The sequence below is a fragment of the Trichocoleus desertorum AS-A10 genome (assembly GCF_039962155.1).
In the GTDB taxonomy this organism is placed as follows: Bacteria; Cyanobacteriota; Cyanobacteriia; order FACHB-46; family FACHB-46; genus Trichocoleus.
Genome location: NZ_JAMPKN010000011.1, coordinates 109748 through 126093 on the forward strand (window position 1 = coordinate 109748; position 16346 = coordinate 126093).

The 16346-nt window shown below is 46.9% G+C and carries 14 protein-coding genes; 9 read left to right on the forward strand and 5 right to left on the reverse strand.

Annotation, left to right across the window (positions count from 1 at the left end):
- Nucleotides 1-61 precede the first annotated feature (61 nt).
- The 3 genes from NDA01_RS16055 (at nucleotide 62) to NDA01_RS16065 (ending at nucleotide 3362) form a co-directional block, all read left to right on the forward strand.
- Complete coding sequence (locus tag NDA01_RS16055) at nucleotides 62-820, forward strand: LmeA family phospholipid-binding protein (RefSeq protein ID WP_348228717.1); 759 nt, start codon at nucleotides 62-64, stop codon at nucleotides 818-820.
- Nucleotides 817-2391, forward strand: a complete 1575-nt coding sequence (locus NDA01_RS16060) for a metallophosphoesterase (protein WP_348228718.1) — start codon at nucleotides 817-819, stop codon at nucleotides 2389-2391. The genes NDA01_RS16055 and NDA01_RS16060 overlap by 4 nt, the downstream gene beginning before the upstream one ends.
- 554 nt (nucleotides 2392-2945) lie before the next feature.
- Nucleotides 2946-3362, forward strand: a complete 417-nt coding sequence (locus NDA01_RS16065; protein ID WP_348228719.1) for a response regulator — start codon at nucleotides 2946-2948, stop codon at nucleotides 3360-3362.
- 829 nt (nucleotides 3363-4191) lie between these two features.
- Here the strand turns inward: NDA01_RS16065 and NDA01_RS16070 are convergent.
- Together NDA01_RS16070 and NDA01_RS16075 are read right to left on the reverse strand one after the other, a co-directional pair.
- Entirely contained in the window at nucleotides 4192-5007 is an 816-nt protein-coding gene (locus tag NDA01_RS16070; RefSeq protein ID WP_348228720.1) for an SDR family oxidoreductase, read from the reverse strand.
- 394 nt (nucleotides 5008-5401) lie between these two features.
- Entirely contained in the window at nucleotides 5402-5986 is a 585-nt protein-coding gene (locus NDA01_RS16075) for a dual specificity protein phosphatase family protein (protein WP_190440185.1), read from the reverse strand.
- A gap of 421 nt (nucleotides 5987-6407) precedes the next feature.
- Between NDA01_RS16075 and NDA01_RS16080 the strand changes: the two genes are divergently transcribed.
- Both NDA01_RS16080 and NDA01_RS16085 read left to right on the forward strand, forming a co-directional pair.
- On the forward strand, nucleotides 6408-7886 hold the full coding sequence (locus NDA01_RS16080; protein WP_199299218.1) for an SLBB domain-containing protein: 1479 nt from the start codon (nucleotides 6408-6410) through the stop codon (nucleotides 7884-7886).
- A 47-nt stretch (nucleotides 7887-7933) separates the two neighbouring features.
- Entirely contained in the window at nucleotides 7934-10279 is a 2346-nt protein-coding gene (locus NDA01_RS16085; RefSeq protein ID WP_348228721.1) for a GumC family protein, read from the forward strand.
- 124 nt (nucleotides 10280-10403) lie between these two features.
- Here the strand turns inward: NDA01_RS16085 and NDA01_RS16090 are convergent, their stop codons facing one another.
- Entirely contained in the window at nucleotides 10404-11747 is a 1344-nt protein-coding gene (locus NDA01_RS16090) for a glycosyltransferase family 4 protein (RefSeq protein ID WP_348228722.1), read from the reverse strand.
- 514 nt (nucleotides 11748-12261) lie between these two features.
- Between NDA01_RS16090 and NDA01_RS16095 the strand changes: the two genes are divergently transcribed.
- The 4 genes from NDA01_RS16095 to NDA01_RS16110 all read left to right on the forward strand — a co-directional run bounded on the left by NDA01_RS16095 (nucleotide 12262) and on the right by NDA01_RS16110 (nucleotide 15071).
- Entirely contained in the window at nucleotides 12262-12567 is a 306-nt protein-coding gene (locus tag NDA01_RS16095; protein ID WP_348228723.1) for a hypothetical protein, read from the forward strand.
- Nucleotides 12568-12612: 45 nt separating this feature from the next.
- Nucleotides 12613-12945 (forward strand): cytochrome c6 PetJ, encoded by a 333-nt coding sequence (gene petJ, locus NDA01_RS16100; protein WP_348228724.1) that lies wholly within the window; start codon nucleotides 12613-12615, stop codon nucleotides 12943-12945.
- A 203-nt stretch (nucleotides 12946-13148) separates the two neighbouring features.
- Nucleotides 13149-13421 (forward strand): hypothetical protein, encoded by a 273-nt coding sequence (locus NDA01_RS16105; RefSeq protein ID WP_190549848.1) that lies wholly within the window; start codon nucleotides 13149-13151, stop codon nucleotides 13419-13421.
- Nucleotides 13422-13757: 336 nt separating this feature from the next.
- Nucleotides 13758-15071, forward strand: coding sequence for a serine hydrolase (locus NDA01_RS16110; protein WP_348228725.1), 1314 nt, complete (start codon nucleotides 13758-13760; stop codon nucleotides 15069-15071).
- Nucleotides 15072-15179: 108 nt separating this feature from the next.
- On the opposite strand, the gene NDA01_RS16115 is transcribed toward NDA01_RS16110, so the two are convergent.
- Complete coding sequence (locus tag NDA01_RS16115; protein WP_348228726.1) at nucleotides 15180-15473, reverse strand: hypothetical protein; 294 nt, start codon at nucleotides 15471-15473, stop codon at nucleotides 15180-15182.
- Nucleotides 15455-16321 carry a 2-succinyl-6-hydroxy-2,4-cyclohexadiene-1-carboxylate synthase gene (gene menH, locus NDA01_RS16120; RefSeq protein WP_348228727.1) on the reverse strand — a complete coding sequence of 289 codons (867 nt, stop codon included), beginning with the start codon at nucleotides 16319-16321 and terminating at the stop codon, nucleotides 15455-15457. Before menH ends, NDA01_RS16115 begins: the two co-directional genes overlap by 19 nt.
- Between the last annotated feature and the right edge of the window lie 25 nt (nucleotides 16322-16346).

A 16346-nucleotide genomic window follows, 5' to 3' on the forward strand; every position in this document is an offset into this window, starting at 1 on the left:
CGTCCAGGGGGGGCGTTGTTTTTATTTGATAAAAAATCAAAGTATTTAGGACAACATACTTATGTCAGAAGAACCGCGTTTAGAAGAACAAGTACTGGCTCAAGTCGTGGAAGCGGGGTTGGCTAGCCAATTAGATGCTGCGGACGCGATCGCAGTAGATGTACGCACTGATCTAGGAAAAATTGTCCAGGGACAGGCCAAGCAAGTTTCTGTGACAGGTCAAGGACTGGTGGTTCAACCCGATGTCCGGGTGCAAGAGCTAGAGGTGCATACGCAAGGAGTAGCTATTAACCCGCTCAGTGCGCTGTTCGGCAAGCTCAAGCTAGACCATCCCGTCGATACAACGGTTCGAGTTGTGCTGACAGAAGCAGACCTCAACCAAACTTTAAACTCGGATGCCCTCAAGCAATATTTGTCTCCTTGGGCTCTGAATGTAGACGGTCAAATGGTGACGGTAGAATTGCAGCCGCCTATGGAGATTCAATTGTTGAGCGGCGGCAAAATTCAATTTATGGCCAATGTGGTGCGAAATGAGAACGGTCAAGAACAGCGAACTAGATTTTCGGCTGTAATATACCCTCGAACCGAAGAGCAGCCTGTTTTGTTAGAAGAATTCCGTTGTCATCCCGGTCAAGGATTACCCTTTGGACTGACTTTTGCCTTCTTCAAGAAAATGAAAGAGCTGATGGAGTTGCCCTACCTCAAATGGGAAGATATGGTGGTGCGAGTTCATCAGTTGGAGATTCAAGAAGGTAGTCTAGTGTTGCAACTTGAAGCTCACGTTGGTCAAATTCCCTCCTTTGGAAATGATGTCGTATGAAATTTGTTTCTGACCCGCCGATCGCTGACAAGATTCGCCAAATGCAGCAGCGAGTTCGGTGGCAAGATCCACTGGTGCTGGAGCGAGGAATTGATCAAACTCGGTTGGTCATTGAGGATGGAGGAGCGGAAGATACAGATTTCTCTTTTTTGGTGGTGGGGGATAGTGGATCTGGAGAACATCGCGGCCATAGTCCTCAACGGCAAGTAGCAGAGCAGATGCTGGCCCAGCAAGAGAACTCTCGTTTTGTGTTGCACACAGGCGATGTGATCTATTTGGTGGGTGCGAGTGAGTACTATCTGAAAAATTTTATTGAGCCGTATCGTGAGTTTCTAGTCGGAGGGGAGCGACCAGAAAAAATTCCTTACGATCGCATGGTGTTCAACTTTCCTTTTCTTCCTACTCCTGGCAATCATGATTACTATGACCTGCCGTTAGCCTTGGGTTTGCTGGTGCAGGCAACCTTGCCGTTCCGTCGCTTACTGCAATCCCACTTAGACTTTGATATTGGTTGGCGAGGTTCTGGTCAAGGCAAGGTGTATGCTCAGGCATTTTTAGATTGCTTAAATCGACTCGGTTCGCCTCAAGCGATCGCTCAACATCTAGACACTCATTACACCGCAAAAACAGATACAGGTTTATCTCTCCGTTACGATCCGGGGCAGTTTACACGATTGCCGAATCGCTATTACACCTTTCGCTATGGCGGCATCGATTTCTTTGCGCTTGACTCTAATACGTTTAATGCACCGCTCCCTTTACCCACGACAGGAGAGGGCAGAGCTTACCGCCATGTCTTAGAAAAACAACGAGATGAATTAGAGCAGCAAAAACAACAAATCCTAGCGACTTCCACGACACTGAAGCCTAACCAACCGGAAGAAGCTGAGCGCCTAGATGACATGCGCACTAAGTTGGAGCAACTGGAAGAAGCCAAGTTAGATATTGAAAAACAATTAGCAGCCGACGAAACTGTGGTTGTAGATCAGGAGCAACTGAATTGGCTGAAACAACGACTGATTGAGTCTTGGCACACAGAAGCAGTGCGGGGACGTGTGCTCTATTTTCATCATCCTCCTTATGTCACGGAAGCAACCAAATGGCACCAAGGTCAAACGTTAGCGATTCGTCACCGTTTGCGCCAAGTTTTGGATGCAGTAGCGGCTGAGCTAGGGCCGTTGCCTGATGGTGCTCCTTTGGTAGATTTAGTTCTCAATGGACATGCTCATTGCTTGGAATACCTCCGCACCCTGGACACAGGTCATGCCGATTCTCGTCTCAACTGGATCGTTTGTGGAGGCAGTGGTTTTAGTCTGCGTCGCCAGAGAGAGGAAGGGCCAGAACTGCAAGAGTCTATCAGCACTATTGCTAACCCTGATGATCGTTTGGTGGCGCGATCGCTGCTCTATGTGGGCAGAACTGGAGCGGGCACTCAAAAGCGACGACCTTATTCTTTTTTGCGGATCGATGTCAAAGCAGGTAAACCGCCGCAGTTCGTGATTCGACCTTATGTGTCGGAGCGGGTGCAACGAAAATGGAAGAACTACGCGATCGAGCCTTTCACGATCTGACTTTTACACTATTCCTGGGTAGGGTTAAAAGTCTGGGTGTTGCATAGTTGCAGGACAGTTGAAGTGGATAAGGGCAATTCCTTGGGGTTGTCCTGATATTAAACAGCCAGCACGAGACCTGCCGCTACAGTTTTCATCCCCTGTGCGGCAATGCAAAACTCGTCTCAATTCAATATCAGCAATCTTTCAGCAAGACTTATTTAGAGAATATAAGTCTTGCTGAAAGACAAGCTAAATCGGCAATAGTAATAGCCTTTTGATGCAGGGTCAGATTGGGTTATCTAGAAGGCTCATGCTAGGAAGGAAAAGCCACAAATCGATAGATGCTGACAGATGCTCTGCCTCGAAATAGTTTGTAGAAGCGAATTGGGCATCTCGGTTTATAGTTGAGTTACGCGATCGCAAAGCCTACTGGGGCAAGCCAAGCAACTCAAAACAAGGGTTAAAATTTAGTCCATTTTTAGTCCAAACCCTTTATGTCGGCAGGCAAAAGCCTTGCTTACGAGCAAGTATGGCTTTTTGAATAATTGCGTACACCGCAACACATCAACCCGATGAGTGAAGCGCCAAGTACTCTAGAACTCCTCAACGACTTGTCGATTTTGGTCGTTGAAGATGACTCGGACACAGCAGAATTGTTCAGTCTGCTTTTGAGTCAGGCGCGAGCCCAGGTGAGGGTAGCAGGCACAGCCCAGGAGGCTCTAGAAGTACTGCAATCTTTTGAACCCGATATTCTCATTACTGATATCCAACTTCCCGATGGCGACGGTTACGATCTGCTCAAGCAAATCAGAAACTTGCAGAAAAATCCTCGTAAGATTTTGCCAGCGATCGCGATGACGGGCTACAGTACCAAGCTTTCAGAGCGAGCCCATAACGAAGGAGCATTAGTATCCGGTTTCCAGAAATATATGGTCAAACCATTAGATATTTACGAACTGCTGAATGCGATCGCCGAACTGACAGGATGAGTTTAAAGAGATTCGCTTTGCCAGGAGTGCTTAGAGAAGGTTTTGATGGCAAACCACAAAGCTAAACCGAACAATCCCACGCCAACTAAAAAAGGAATCTCAGGTAAGCGAAAAGGAGCGGCGTTAGAGGTGAAGTAGCCAAATAGGTTGGTCGCTAAAGACGGGGTTTAGTTAAACCTCACACGGACATGGGGCAATGCGATGTTTAACCAGACCCAGTAGAAGCCCAATATCTAATACCAATTCCTAAAAATCGGGCTACAAATGATATTCGCAGGGGCGAACGTCCGTTCGCCCCTGCGAATATCGGTAAATAAAATTTAGAGAATTAGTATTATCCGCCATCTCGAAAAATACTTGTCTCTTTTATGGATTTTGAGTCTCAAAATGAGTCTAGCTTTGAGTCTTATCGAGCTATTTGAGACAAAGCTTTCATGGTATGCAGCACGCCCTGAAACAAAAAAGGTATAGCTCAATCCTGCTTGGAAAACGCCAATTGAAATCGTAATGCCAGTTCGCAGTTATCAATTCATAATTTGGAACTTTAGAGTTCATCAGGGTCTTCTAGTTTCAAGCCATAGCAACTGTTTAGGGATATTCATATAGCCCTGTAAGTTCGTCCTTTCTTAGACTAAGAGTCTCAATCTTGGTCTAACGATGAGTCTCGAAAATTGAATATGAGACCAATTTCTAACTAACTGGTCTCATATTGAGAAATAACTATCAAGTCAGTCCGCAAGCAGCCTATAACGGTGACGCTACCGCCTTTAAGCTCGTAATTGCTGTGACTAGCTCCACCGGATCAAGTGCCTGACTTTAACTATTCACCTCAAGCTATTTGGGCGAACAGTTCTGTCCAACTGAGAGCTGGTGGTCTCGTGCCTTGATTCACAATTTCAAATACTTTCCTGACTGTTGCTGCACTGCTCAGACATTCCACACAAGCAGCCGCCACATCAATCCGACTCGTCTGCCCCGATAATCGATCTCCTGTTCCTAGTACCACTCCCTGCTTACCTCCGGTGGTTGCCTTCAGCAAGGTATTGAGATCATAGGAAGTATAAGGACCATCAATCAGTCGTCCCGGTCGGATGATGGTGTAGGGTAAACCTGATCGGGCGATCGCTTGCTCTCCCTTTTCTTTCGCATCCAACACGCCATAAGCATTCAATAAGTTGTAGGGCGGTTTATCTTTATGCTCTACTCCACAAGAGGAAATAAAGACAAATCGCTGAAGGTTTTTAGGAGCCGCATTAACCAGATGGGCAACCCCTTCAGCATCTACTTTTTCAGGATTGTTTTTGGCTTTGGCATTGCGATAATTGGCATCGAAGTAAATCTTGCCCCAGGCTTGTAGGCGCTGCAACTGATTTTGTGGAGGCAAATCAAATTCCCAGCGAGCCGAGGGAAAAGCGGTGGTTCCAGTACAACAAATGATGTGCGTAATATCTGGCATTGCCGCAGGCAGCGTTTCTGCTTGACGAATATCGCCCACTGCTGTCTCCACGCGATCGCCAAACATTTTTTGAGCTTTGGCAGAGTTACGGGTTAGGGCTCGCACAGAGAATCCTTTCTCCAGTAGTTTGGCTACAACTAATTGCCCAACTCCCCCTGTAGCTCCAACAACCAGTACTCGCTCCGACATCCTTGCTCCTTGTCTGCCAAAACATTTGCTGCATCAGCTTTAGGATACTTGAGAAGGCTAATGTGGCTGAACTGCTGAAAGGAGTAGAACGTAATTAAAACTTAGTGAAGCTTCTACCTACACACCTGCCTACACATAGATAAAATTCAAAAACTATGTGATTAATCAAACAAGTAGCAATTAAAGTATATTGCGATCGCCCCTGATCAACTGATCAAAAACAACCCCGAGACTGAAGTTATATTACTTTGCTCTCAGGGAAAAGTTTAAGGACAATCAACAATTGCATCTCTACAAAAATGCTTTATTTAAGCGATGCCAAACTTAGCAAAAATTTAATAAAAATGATATTTAAATCTAGACTGAACAAGTTAAGACTTGTTAAAAAAGCTTATTAATTTTGCCTGACTTGCAAAAACTCCCGGAGGGTTCGCAGTTGGGACTCATTAGGCATAGTCGAAGGGTGCACCTGCTTAAGCCAATTTAGCGCTTCCCACAGCTCCAAATTTTGGTAGAGGCAGAGATAGGCCAGACAGACGGTTGGCGATCGCTCGATTCCCGCTAGACAGTGAACATAGATAGGGAGCTGGTTCTGCACACTCTGATGCACAATCTCTACTGCCTTAGCTAGTTGATGCACCTCTAACTGAGTGGTGTAGTAGCGATCTGGCAAAATGAACCGCAGACAATTGAAATCTTGAATAATCTTTTCCGGTAAGCAACCTTCAATCTCAGCACAGAGAGACAGAACTACCTTGATGTTGGCCGCAACCAAGCGGGGGTGATCTTCTGCTTGTGGCAAACCTCCGACGGCTAGTCTACCGGGGATCACCCAACTAAAGGGAGTCTGGCGCTGGTAGAAAGAGCGTTGTCGGGGTTTTCCTGACAACCAGCCTTGCAACCGGAACCAGATGGTCTTGATGAGCCGTTGAACCTGCCGTAATACTTGTCTCACCTGATTTTCTCGATGCTGACCCAATTGCTGTTCTCAGTGATCCAGGGACTACTGCTAGGAATCCGGATTTGCCTTGCCATGCCCGAACTAGTAACGAGTATAGGGGAGCTAGATCCGAAGATTCACTAGGGATGTTTAACTAATTCTAAATAGTTGAACTATTTCTAAATAACTCATCTAGTTTTGCAAAAGTATGCCATTGTTTATTGAAAAGTCTTGATGCTGCCAAATCGTCTGCTATCCCTCTGCCCTAATTAAGCGACAAAGCTTAAGCACCAAAGCCAAGGCAACCCCTCAAAATTTGATTACTGGTAGCAACTGGTTAACCATTACAGCACTTTAGGGCAGCGTCATGCTTAACTAAGTCCAGACATTTACTAAATATTTATCAGGTGCGATCGCTATCTCATATAAACCATGAAGGAAAAAGGGCAGTCGGCTTCCAATGGGTCAAAACGACAATAACATCAGTTTTTCGCTAAGTCAGATTACTTTTAGCTTGTTGCTGCTCAGCAGTGCAGCGGCTCCAGGATGGGCCCAAATGTCGCTCCCCATACCTACAACGACTTCTCCGAGCTTAGCTCCCGCCAGTCTAGCCCCCGCCAACGCGGCTCCTCCGAGCCTAACCCCTACCTATTCCACCCCCGATGGCTACCAGTTAGGGGCAGGCGATCGCGTTCGTTTAGATATTTTTCAGGTTCCAGAGTATAGCGGAGAACACCAAGTCCTCTCGGATGGTTCGCTGAATTTACCCCTGATCGGCACCATACCCGTTCAAGGCATGACCCTCAAGCAAGCCTCTGCCGTCCTTTCGGCTAAGTATGCCCCGATTATTAAGCGGCCCATTGTCACGATTACTCTCCTAGGAGCGCGGCCCTTAAAAATTGCGATCGCGGGAGAGGTCAGCCATCCCGGTTCCTACACAGTGTCTCCCAGTGGGGAGCAAGGGGTGCCTACGGTCACTCGCGCGGTGCAATTGGCGGGAGGGATTACTCAAGCGGCTGACACCAGACAGGTGCAAGTGCGGCGGGCTCGCCCGCTCAATGTTGGTGGGGAGCAAGTGTTGACAGTCGATCTCTGGCAACTCCTGCAAACGGGAGACTTACGGCAAGACCTGTTGCTCCAAGACGGAGACACCATTTTTATCCCGACTCAAACAGTTGTCAATTTAGCGGAAGCTAACCAATTAGCGGCTGCTAGCTTTGCGGCCAGTAAAGCCGAGCCTTTACGCATTGCGGTTGTGGGGCAAGTCAATCGTCCCGGACCGTATACCCTGACCGGAAACATGGATGGACAGGCCGAGGCAGGTGGTGGCGTACAAATGCCAACTGTAACGCGAGCCATTCAGGTAGCCGGAGGGATTACCCAGTCAGCAGACATTCGACGGATTCAGCTACGACGGTTGACCAAAACAGGGGCCGACCAAGTCATTGATGTTGATCTCTGGAAGCTGTTGCAGGCTGGAGATGTGCGTCAAGATATCCCCCTGCAAGAAGGAGATACCATCGCGATTCCTACCGCCACCGCCATGACTCCCACGGAAGTGACAGAGCTAGCTTCAGCTAGTTTTTCGCCTAACAAGATCACAATCAATGTCGTAGGTGAGGTGGTACAGCCCGGTGTAGTTGAAGTGCCCCCCAATACCCCCCTTAACCAAGGACTGCTCGCCGCAGGTGGCTTTAATCGCCGAGCCAAAAAGGGATCGGTAGAACTGATTCGGCTAAACCCCAACGGCACTGTGTCCAGGCAGCAAGTTGCGATTAACTTTTCCAAGGGATTGAACGACAAAGACAACCCGCCTCTTCGGAACAACGACACCATTGTTGTGAAGCGCTCAGGCATTTCTGGAGTTTCAGATGCGATCGGGACTGTACTTTCACCCCTTACTGGTGGTTTTGGTTTATTTCGGCTCCTCGGCTTGTGATTTCGGCTTGATTCATTTCTAGGGTAAATAGTAGGCAAATTATGCAGATGGAACCATCCCCCTATTCTTTAGTACCAGGAAATCTCCAGCCACCTGGCGAACTACAACCTCAGGCTCTGCCCCTGACATACTACGCTCCCCAGCCCTACTATGCCCCCAAGGACGAGCTTGATCTTAAAAGCTTTCTAGAGGTTTTACGCCGTAGAGCGTTGATTGTGGCGAGTGTGGCGATCGCAGTCACAGCAACCACTTGGGGATGGACTTGGAGTCAAACCCCGATCTACAAGGGTGACTTTCAAGTTTTGGTGGAACCTGTCACCGATACGCCATCTCCCCAGCAGTTATTACAGGAGAATCAAAACGCCCTCCAACCCACCTTTGACTACGCGACTCAAATTGAGGTGCTGCGCAGCCCTGAATTATTAGCTCCGGCAGTATCAAAGTTGCAGAAGCTATATCCCGACCTCAACTATGGTTCCTTAGTGAGTAATCTCACCATTACTCAGCTCAGCAACACCAAAATCCTTCTAGTCAGCTACCGCGACTCCGATCCCAAGAAGGTGCACACGGTCCTCGAAGGCTTGTCAGATTTGTACCTCAACTATGGTGTGCAACAGCGACAAGTTAGCTTGCAGCAAGGCACTCAGTTTGTCGATGGACAATTGCCAAAGCTGCGCGAACGAGTTAGCAACCTGCAAGAAGAGCTGGAAAAATTTCGTCAAAGATACAGTCTCATTGATCCAGAGTCACGGGGCAATGAACTATCTGAACTCATTAGTGATGTAGAAAAACAACAACAAGAAGCTCGCACGCAACTCATTGAGGCTCAATCCCTCTACGGCACCTTACAAAATCAAGTAGGATACCAGCCAACGGAGGCGATCGCCGCTGCCTCTTTGAGTGAATCTCCCCGCTACCAACAACTCCTGAATCAAATTCAGGAAGTGGAAGCTCAAATCGCGGTTGAGTTAGCTCGGTTTCAACCGACCAGTCCTAATATTCAAATCCTGGAAGACAAAAAGCAGCAGTTAGAAGCCCTTCTAGGTGAAGAGTCTCAAAAGGTCTTGGGCAATCAGGCACGACCCAGCGGTGCGGATGGTAACTTAACCTCCATCTCTTTAGACCTCAGTAAGCAGTTGGTGAATACAGCCAATCAAGTGCAAGTGCTGCAAATGCGAAATTTGGCCCTTGCAGAAGTAGAGCGCAACCTGAAGCAAAACTTTGAGCTTGTACCAGCGCTGGCCAGACAATACACTGACTTACAACGAGAACTAAAGGTCGCCACTGAAAGCTTAAATCGCTTCTTGGGCACCAAAGAAACGCTGCAAATTGAAGCATCCCAGAAAGCCATTCCGTGGCAAGTTATTTCGGCCCCCCAAGAACCACAGCAACCGATTTCGCCCAATACTCCTCGCAATTTAGCTCTGGGTGTTGTCGCAGGCTTACTTCTGGGAACTGGAGCCGCGTTACTCACCGAAAAGCTAGACAACGTTTTTCATTCTCCCACCGATCTAAAAGATTTGACCCGGTTACCACTGTTAGGAGTGGTGCCGTTTCAAAAACGTTTACCCGAACCTGCGTATGGTGTCGTGGCTCCTCGCTTCACCTTACCAGAGCAGAACCTTGCTCCTGAGTTTAGCGAGCAATCGCAATTAGAAACCTTCAATCTGGAAAATGCCCCCATTGCCAGTCCTAGCCATTACACCACTTCTCCTTTCTTAGAATCCTTCCGATCGCTTTATACAAATGTTCGTTTATTAGGATCAGATACTCCTATCCGCTCCCTAGTCGTAGGGTCGGCAGTTCCTGCGGAAGGCAAATCCACGATCTCCCTACAACTGGCAAAAGCAGCTGCAGCGATGGGTCAGCGAGTCTTATTGGTCGATGCTGATATGCGCCGCCCCCAAGTCCATACTTACTTGGGCCTAGCCAATATGCGAGGGTTGAGCCACCTAATCGCTACCAATGTGACTGCTGAAGAGGTGATTCAGCGATCGCCTAGTGACGAAAATCTCTTTATCATTACCGCAGGGCAAATTCCGCCCGATCCTACGAAGTTGCTCTCCTCCAAAAAAATGCAAAACCTGATGGAAGAGTTGCAGGAGAGCTTTGACTTAGTGATCTACGATACTCCTCCCGTATTAGGGCTGGCAGACAGTAGCATCTTAGCCACCTATACCGATGGAATCATCATGGTAGTAGGACTCGGAAAAACCGATCGCTCAACCTTGGTCATGGCTTTAGATAGTCTCAGGATTTCTTCCACCCCCGTCTTAGGCATTGTGGCGAATGGTATTAAGGGCTACACCACTCAATCCTATGACTACTACAATCGCTACTACACCCAAAAGCGCGATTCTGTCCCCCTAGAAGTTCCTGCAAACCTAAGTTAGGCATCGTGTAGATTACAGAACCACAGCTTGGGGCATAGTATCCAGCCAGTAACTCTCTGATTTGGATTTTAGCTAGATGCTATGCCCCTAAATGTTTTTGCTCTTTTTCTTTTTCATCCTTTCATCAAGCTTTTCTAGAGAATCCTAGTCTAGATAACCAGCTATGATTCAGCTTGAAAGATAAAGAGAGAGGAGCTTTTACGGCTACGGGGTAAGAAATCTTCGTTTGAGCCTTGATCACATTAGAGTATTGCTTGGCAATGATCTCTGGCGTAAAGTGAGTTAAAAGATAACGCCGCCCTGCTGCCCCTAAGTTCGCTGATAGTTCGCGGTTCTGAACCAAGTCACGAATAAAGTGAGCTAAACCACTACCATCTCCATTCTCAAACGCTTGACCACAATCAGCCGCTGCTAGCATCTGACGAAGATAGGAGTGGGATTCACAAATAATGGCGACAGGACGCCCAGCAGCCAGCGTGCCATAAAGTTTACTAGGAGCGACCAATCCTTCCATCCCCGGACTAATGCTCACCAAGGACAAATCGCAGGCAGTTAAGGAGTAGGGCAAGGTCTGCTTATCTTGATAAGGCAGAAACAAGCAATTATTGAGACCTAAGCTTTGAGCCTGATCAATGCAACCTTGATACTGGGCTCCACTACCAATAAATACAAATTGAACAGCTTCATTTTTGAGGTGATCTGCCGCCGCTAAAATGGTCTCCATATCATGGCAGCGACCAAAATTTCCCGAATAAAGCACCGTAAATTTTTCAGTTAAATGGTGCTGCGCTGCAAACCAATTATCTTGCTTGGCGATCGGCACAATTTTATTAGGATTTGCCCAACTATGAATCACTGAAATTTTATCGCTTAAAGCTGGGTACCGCTCAGCAATCCGCTGCTTCATGGTAGGACTCAAGACAATAATCTGCTGCGATCTACTCCAAACAGCCCAATTAATTGCATGCCAAATTTGAGCTAACCAGTGTTTTTGCGAAACAACATTCAGCTGAATTGCTACGTCAGGATATAGATCATAAATTAGACAAATATAAGGCAGCTTAAAGCATAAGTTAGCGAAGAGACCTAAAACTGGCAAATACGGAGGTGCTGTGGTAACGAGAAGAATATTTCCTCGTCGAGAATTCTTTAGTAAATGTAGTCCAGAACGCAGACAAAATAGCAAACCACTAACTACTTTTCCCCGGATGCGCTGCGGCCAAATTTGGGTAGTTCGCGATCGCCGAACTAGGACCCGCTCAACCTTCTCAGTCGCTGGAGCCGATTTAGCTTGAAAAGCATATCCCGGTTGACCTGTAAAAACCTGAACTTCAATTCCTTGATGGCTTAATTGGGAGGCCAGTTCTTCAATCAGTTGTCCGGTAGCAGCATAATCGGGGGGATAAAACTGCGTAATAATCGACAAATGCAGCGATCGATCAAGGTCTAAAGGGCTACCGTTCTTCATGTCTGGCTACTACTAGGGAGCTGATACAGTGATTGCTTGCTCAACCGAATTCCCTTTCAACTCTGGACATTAAACTTTCAAAATCCTAAATTTGTTAATTTTATCTGAGGATTATACTCACCAAAATCTAATACTAATCATTTATCTCTAAGACTCTGGTAGATGTCAAGGAATATTTAATATGATTAAAGCAATGGGAACCCTTTATAAAAATTTCACTTTTTTTGATACAGATCGCAGCCAATATATTGATTTGCTCCTTGGTTTATACCATTTTTCAATGTTTAGGAGCTACTAAAACAGCTCTATTTCGAGTCAATCCATACTGTATTACTAGAAAAATTTGCTTCATCAGAAAAATTAGAAACTTTTTTGGGAACGCACGATAAAAATTTGCATTTATTTACAATGAGCGCGAAATGAATGAAAGTATTGTTGGTGATAAAACCTTGCTTAATCTAAGCTCAAGTGAGGGATACTAAATTAATGCAGGTGCTTAAAAATACTAAGTGTGATGTTCAAAGTTGTTACCCGTAACTTCTCTCAAGAGTTTGGCCGTTGGACAGATGCCTTAAACACTGCTAAATCTCTGCAACCGCAATGCAAAAGCCTACTGCAAGATATCCGAATTTTTGAGGGAGAAGACTTGGTCTGGGTTTATAGTCGCTCCCATACTTATCCACAATTTGTGGGGCCTGGTGCTTACAAACGTTTAGCCATACGCTTTCTCCAAGAAGCGATCGAGAATGGAGAAGCATGGGCAATGGGAGAAGTATCCGAAACAAGCTCAGAAAATAGCTCAGAAACGGGCGATGACTAAAACTTTCTTCTCTTGCTTAGCCCAGATTGTAGGAAAACTTGATTTATGAAGCAACTAATAGCTCTCCTTATAGTGATCCTCATTATTTGGAGTGGTGCCCCTAGCTCTGCTGCGGCTGCGGATGTGAATCAGGGAGCAGAGCTTTTTCAGATTCACTGTGCAGGGTGCCATGCCAATGGTGGCAATATTATTCGTCGCGGTAAAACTCTGAAGCAGAAAGCACTGAAGAAATATAAAGTAGACTCCTTGGAGGCGATCGCGGCTCTCGTAACTAATGGCAAAAACAACATGCCTGCTTTCCAAGAGCGTTTAAGTGAGCCGCAGGTTCAAGCTGTGTCAGCTTATGTTTTAGAGCAAGCAGCTCAAGACTGGCCTTGAAGCGAGAAGCGATCGCCATGCAACTTATTCCTCAAAAGCAAAAAAATACTTAAAGATTTTCGAGAGGAAAATATTGGGCTGAGTACTTACGCACTTTTGCCGTATTCTTCATCAAAAATCCTTAATTCTACTGAACTAAATGCGCTATGAACTGTGAGACAACTATGAAGTAATCGTGAAGCAAGCATGAAGCAAAGAATTTTATGAAGATTGACTTCAAAAAGCAAAACATCAAAGTGACTGCAACTGCACCTGGCTCCTGGCATTTTCAGGTTAGTACCGCGACTCAACAACAATTTGCCATTGAAGTCAGCGCTGCTTCTACGGGCTTTTGGCAATCAGAAATTCGTGACAGCCAGCAACGCCTGCTTGGATGCACCTGCGATCGCGCCCCCGAAAATGTGTTTGCTAAAGCGATCGCGCTCCTCCAAGCATTTCTCACTGAGCCAGGTCTCACAGCCAACGCAGTAGTTTAAGCCTAGAGCTTATAACTACTACTAACTACAGTCGCAACTAGTTAATTAAGATTTCAGTTCCAGTGATTTAAACCTAGCGGGTTAAAACTTCCGGTTTATTCAGATTTTTTGAGATTCCTGGTTCGCTGCATCTATTACCAGGAGCATGATTTTAGATTAAGAATTTGGTCTAGACGGTGGAACAAACGAGGAACGAGATACGACTCATAGGCAGTTCCTCCAATTTATTCAGGGATGCGATCGCGCCACAATCATTGTTCAATAGCTAGGGAGATGACTCCTTCGCTTTCACCTTGATTTTCCTCGCTCCTGCTCACACGTTTTCCTACCCTCGACATGCAAACAGTTGTCAAGTTTCCCTGGTTTGTGCCCAGTTTAGTCGGGACGCTTTTACTTTCAGCTCCTGCCCACGCCGATGTTTTGCAATCTTGGCGGTTTGACGCCCGCCAGAATCAGTTAGAGATTAGCACTGATGAAGGAGTGCAGCCAACGGCTCAACTGATTGCCAACCCTAGCCGTGTTGTAATTGATCTACCTGGTATCCGCTTGGGACGACCCAAAACCAGCCAAGTGATCGGAGGTACCGTACAAGCAGTGCGGACGGGTCAGTTCAATGCCCAGACAGCCCGATTCGTCGTGGAATTAGCGCCGGGATATACGGTGGATCCGCAGCAAGTTCAGGTCAGAGGCAGTTCCTTAACTCGGTGGACGGTGAAGTTGCCCACGCCCCAACCCACGACTGCGATCGCCAATCCTCCTAGTAATGTGCCACAGGCGATCGCCACTGTCGCCCCTCCTCCTGAAACTTTCGGTGGTCTGATCCCGGCAGGGAGACCTCTAACTTGGTTACAACAGCGAGTATCCTCGCTCCGTACCTCTAAATACTCATCCCTTCGCTCCGGAATTTCATTTCTGGATATGGAGACTGGCAATTATTTGGATTTGAACGGAGACAAAGTCTACGCGACTGCCAGCATTATTAAATTGCCCATCTTGATCGCCTTTTTCCAAGATGTAGATGCTGGCAAAATCAAGCTCAACGAAACCTTGACCATGACGCGAGATATGGTTGTCGGCGGCTCAGGAGAGATGCAAGATCTCCCTGTGGGCAGCAAATTTACGGCGTTGGAAACCGCCACGAAGATGATTACCATCAGCGACAACACCGCCACTAACATGATCATCAAGCGCATGGGTGGCATCCAGGTGCTTAACCAACGTTTCCGCAGTTGGGGTCTGGAGAAAACCGTAATTCGCAATTGGCTCCCCGACTTACGCGGCACCAATACCACCACTGCCAAAGAGTTGACTCGCCTGTTGGCTATGCTAGATCAGCAGAAGTTGCTCTCTTCTAAAAGTCAGGCCCAAGCGATCGGTATTTTGCAACGAGTCAAAAACCGGAAACTCCTGCCTGTCGGCTTGGGACGAGGAGCCACGATCGCGCACAAAACCGGAGATATTGGCTTCCTCCTAGGAGATGCTGGAATTGTCGTCATGCCTAATGGCAAACACTATCTCGCCGCTGTCTTAGTGGAAAGCGCTTACGACGACCCAGCCGCTAGAGACTTTATCCAGGATGTGTCTCGCATTGTCTACAGCTACTTAGATCAGGCACCTCGTACTGCTTCGGTCAATCAACCCAATCCCTAAACAAAGCAGATATCCTTTAAGAATATTAGTAGGGGTTTAGCATTCAGGCGGTGAGCTAGGGAAAGCCTAGTAGCTACGCCCCTACTAATATTCAATAGAACAGAATCCTTAGGACCTTCTGAGATCCTTAGTGCCTTGAGTAACTAAATAGGCTACAACTGCTCCTACCAAACCGATCGCAAGAAAGCTGACTTGGTCTTGAGAACTTCGGAATGTTTCTGAAGCAATTTTATAACCAATTGTGGTAATTCCAGCTAAAAACAGAAGTCGAAGGAGGTCTACATACCAACGGTTACGGCGATCGCGGCGTTTTAGGTCTCGAAAAAAATCAATGGTATCGGTGAGCAGGAAAGAGCCAACGCCTGCAAAAACAATCAATCCGGCTAAATATTGATATTGCATAGATTTTGCCTCTGGGTGTCCTTGCTAGCATCAGGTGCGATCGCCAAAAATTGTCTCAGTTGCTGAGCAAATCGGTGGGGATTTTCCCAGTGGATATTATGACCGCAGTTGGGCAAGATGCTCAATGTAGTTTTAGGACATAAGTTTGCCATTTCTGTATTGATAGCTCTAAATTTCGTATCCTGTTCACCTACTAGCAACAGCAACGGCAGTTGATTCTCTGGTAAGCGCTCCCACAAAGAAGGTTGCCGCCCTGTACTCAGATAGCGGAGAGATTGGGCCAGTTCCTGAGGATGATTGTCTAAGCGACGTTCTACGATCTGCTCAAAATCTGGGTGCTGCTTGAGAGAGGTGAAAAGCGGCTGGTCATACCATCGCCTCAGGAAATCGGAAAAATTTTCTGTTTCTAATTGCTCGGCGAGTCGGGCATCATGGTCGCGGCGTTGCGATCGCTCAGCAGCAGTTTTGAGTCCGGGCGAAGCTGACTCTAACCCGACTCGATGAAAAAATTGAGGAAAGTTGAGGGCTAGATATAACGCCAGCCGTCCACCCATCGAATAGCCAACTAAGGAACAAGGAGAAATCTCTAATTGCTCTAAAAGCTGAATTAACCCTTGAGCGGTCTGCGGCATGGTATAAGATTCATTTCCACCTCTGACCTTCGTTTTGCCATGTCCTGGCAAGTCCACAGCTAAGCAGCAAAATTGATTGGCTAGCAAGGAGATGACAGAGTCAAAATCATGACAGTCGCCCAATAAGCCATGCAAAAACAAAACTAATGGTTGGCTGGGATCACCTTGGAGAGAGTAATGCCACTGATAGTTATCCGGTGTAGTTGTCCCTGCCATGATTCGCGGCTCAGCGATCGCCTGT

Excerpts from the sequence above, each read along its gene's own strand:
- NDA01_RS16055 (WP_348228717.1), top strand. The coding sequence starts at position 62 with ATGTCAGAAGAACCGCGTTTAGAAGAACAAGTACTGGCTCAAGTCGTG.
- NDA01_RS16060 (WP_348228718.1), top strand. The coding sequence starts at position 817 with ATGAAATTTGTTTCTGACCCGCCGATCGCTGACAAGATTCGCCAAATG.
- NDA01_RS16065 (WP_348228719.1), top strand. The coding sequence starts at position 2,946 with ATGAGTGAAGCGCCAAGTACTCTAGAACTCCTCAACGACTTGTCGATT.
- NDA01_RS16070 (WP_348228720.1), bottom strand. The coding sequence starts at position 5,007 with ATGTCGGAGCGAGTACTGGTTGTTGGAGCTACAGGGGGAGTTGGGCAA.
- NDA01_RS16080 (WP_199299218.1), top strand. The coding sequence starts at position 6,408 with ATGGGTCAAAACGACAATAACATCAGTTTTTCGCTAAGTCAGATTACT.
- NDA01_RS16085 (WP_348228721.1), top strand. The coding sequence starts at position 7,934 with ATGGAACCATCCCCCTATTCTTTAGTACCAGGAAATCTCCAGCCACCT.
- NDA01_RS16090 (WP_348228722.1), bottom strand. The coding sequence starts at position 11,747 with ATGAAGAACGGTAGCCCTTTAGACCTTGATCGATCGCTGCATTTGTCG.
- NDA01_RS16095 (WP_348228723.1), top strand. The coding sequence starts at position 12,262 with ATGTTCAAAGTTGTTACCCGTAACTTCTCTCAAGAGTTTGGCCGTTGG.
- petJ (WP_348228724.1), top strand. The coding sequence starts at position 12,613 with ATGAAGCAACTAATAGCTCTCCTTATAGTGATCCTCATTATTTGGAGT.
- NDA01_RS16105 (WP_190549848.1), top strand. The coding sequence starts at position 13,149 with ATGAAGATTGACTTCAAAAAGCAAAACATCAAAGTGACTGCAACTGCA.
- NDA01_RS16110 (WP_348228725.1), top strand. The coding sequence starts at position 13,758 with ATGCAAACAGTTGTCAAGTTTCCCTGGTTTGTGCCCAGTTTAGTCGGG.
- NDA01_RS16115 (WP_348228726.1), bottom strand. The coding sequence starts at position 15,473 with ATGCAATATCAATATTTAGCCGGATTGATTGTTTTTGCAGGCGTTGGC.
- menH (WP_348228727.1), bottom strand. The coding sequence starts at position 16,321 with ATGGCAGGGACAACTACACCGGATAACTATCAGTGGCATTACTCTCTC.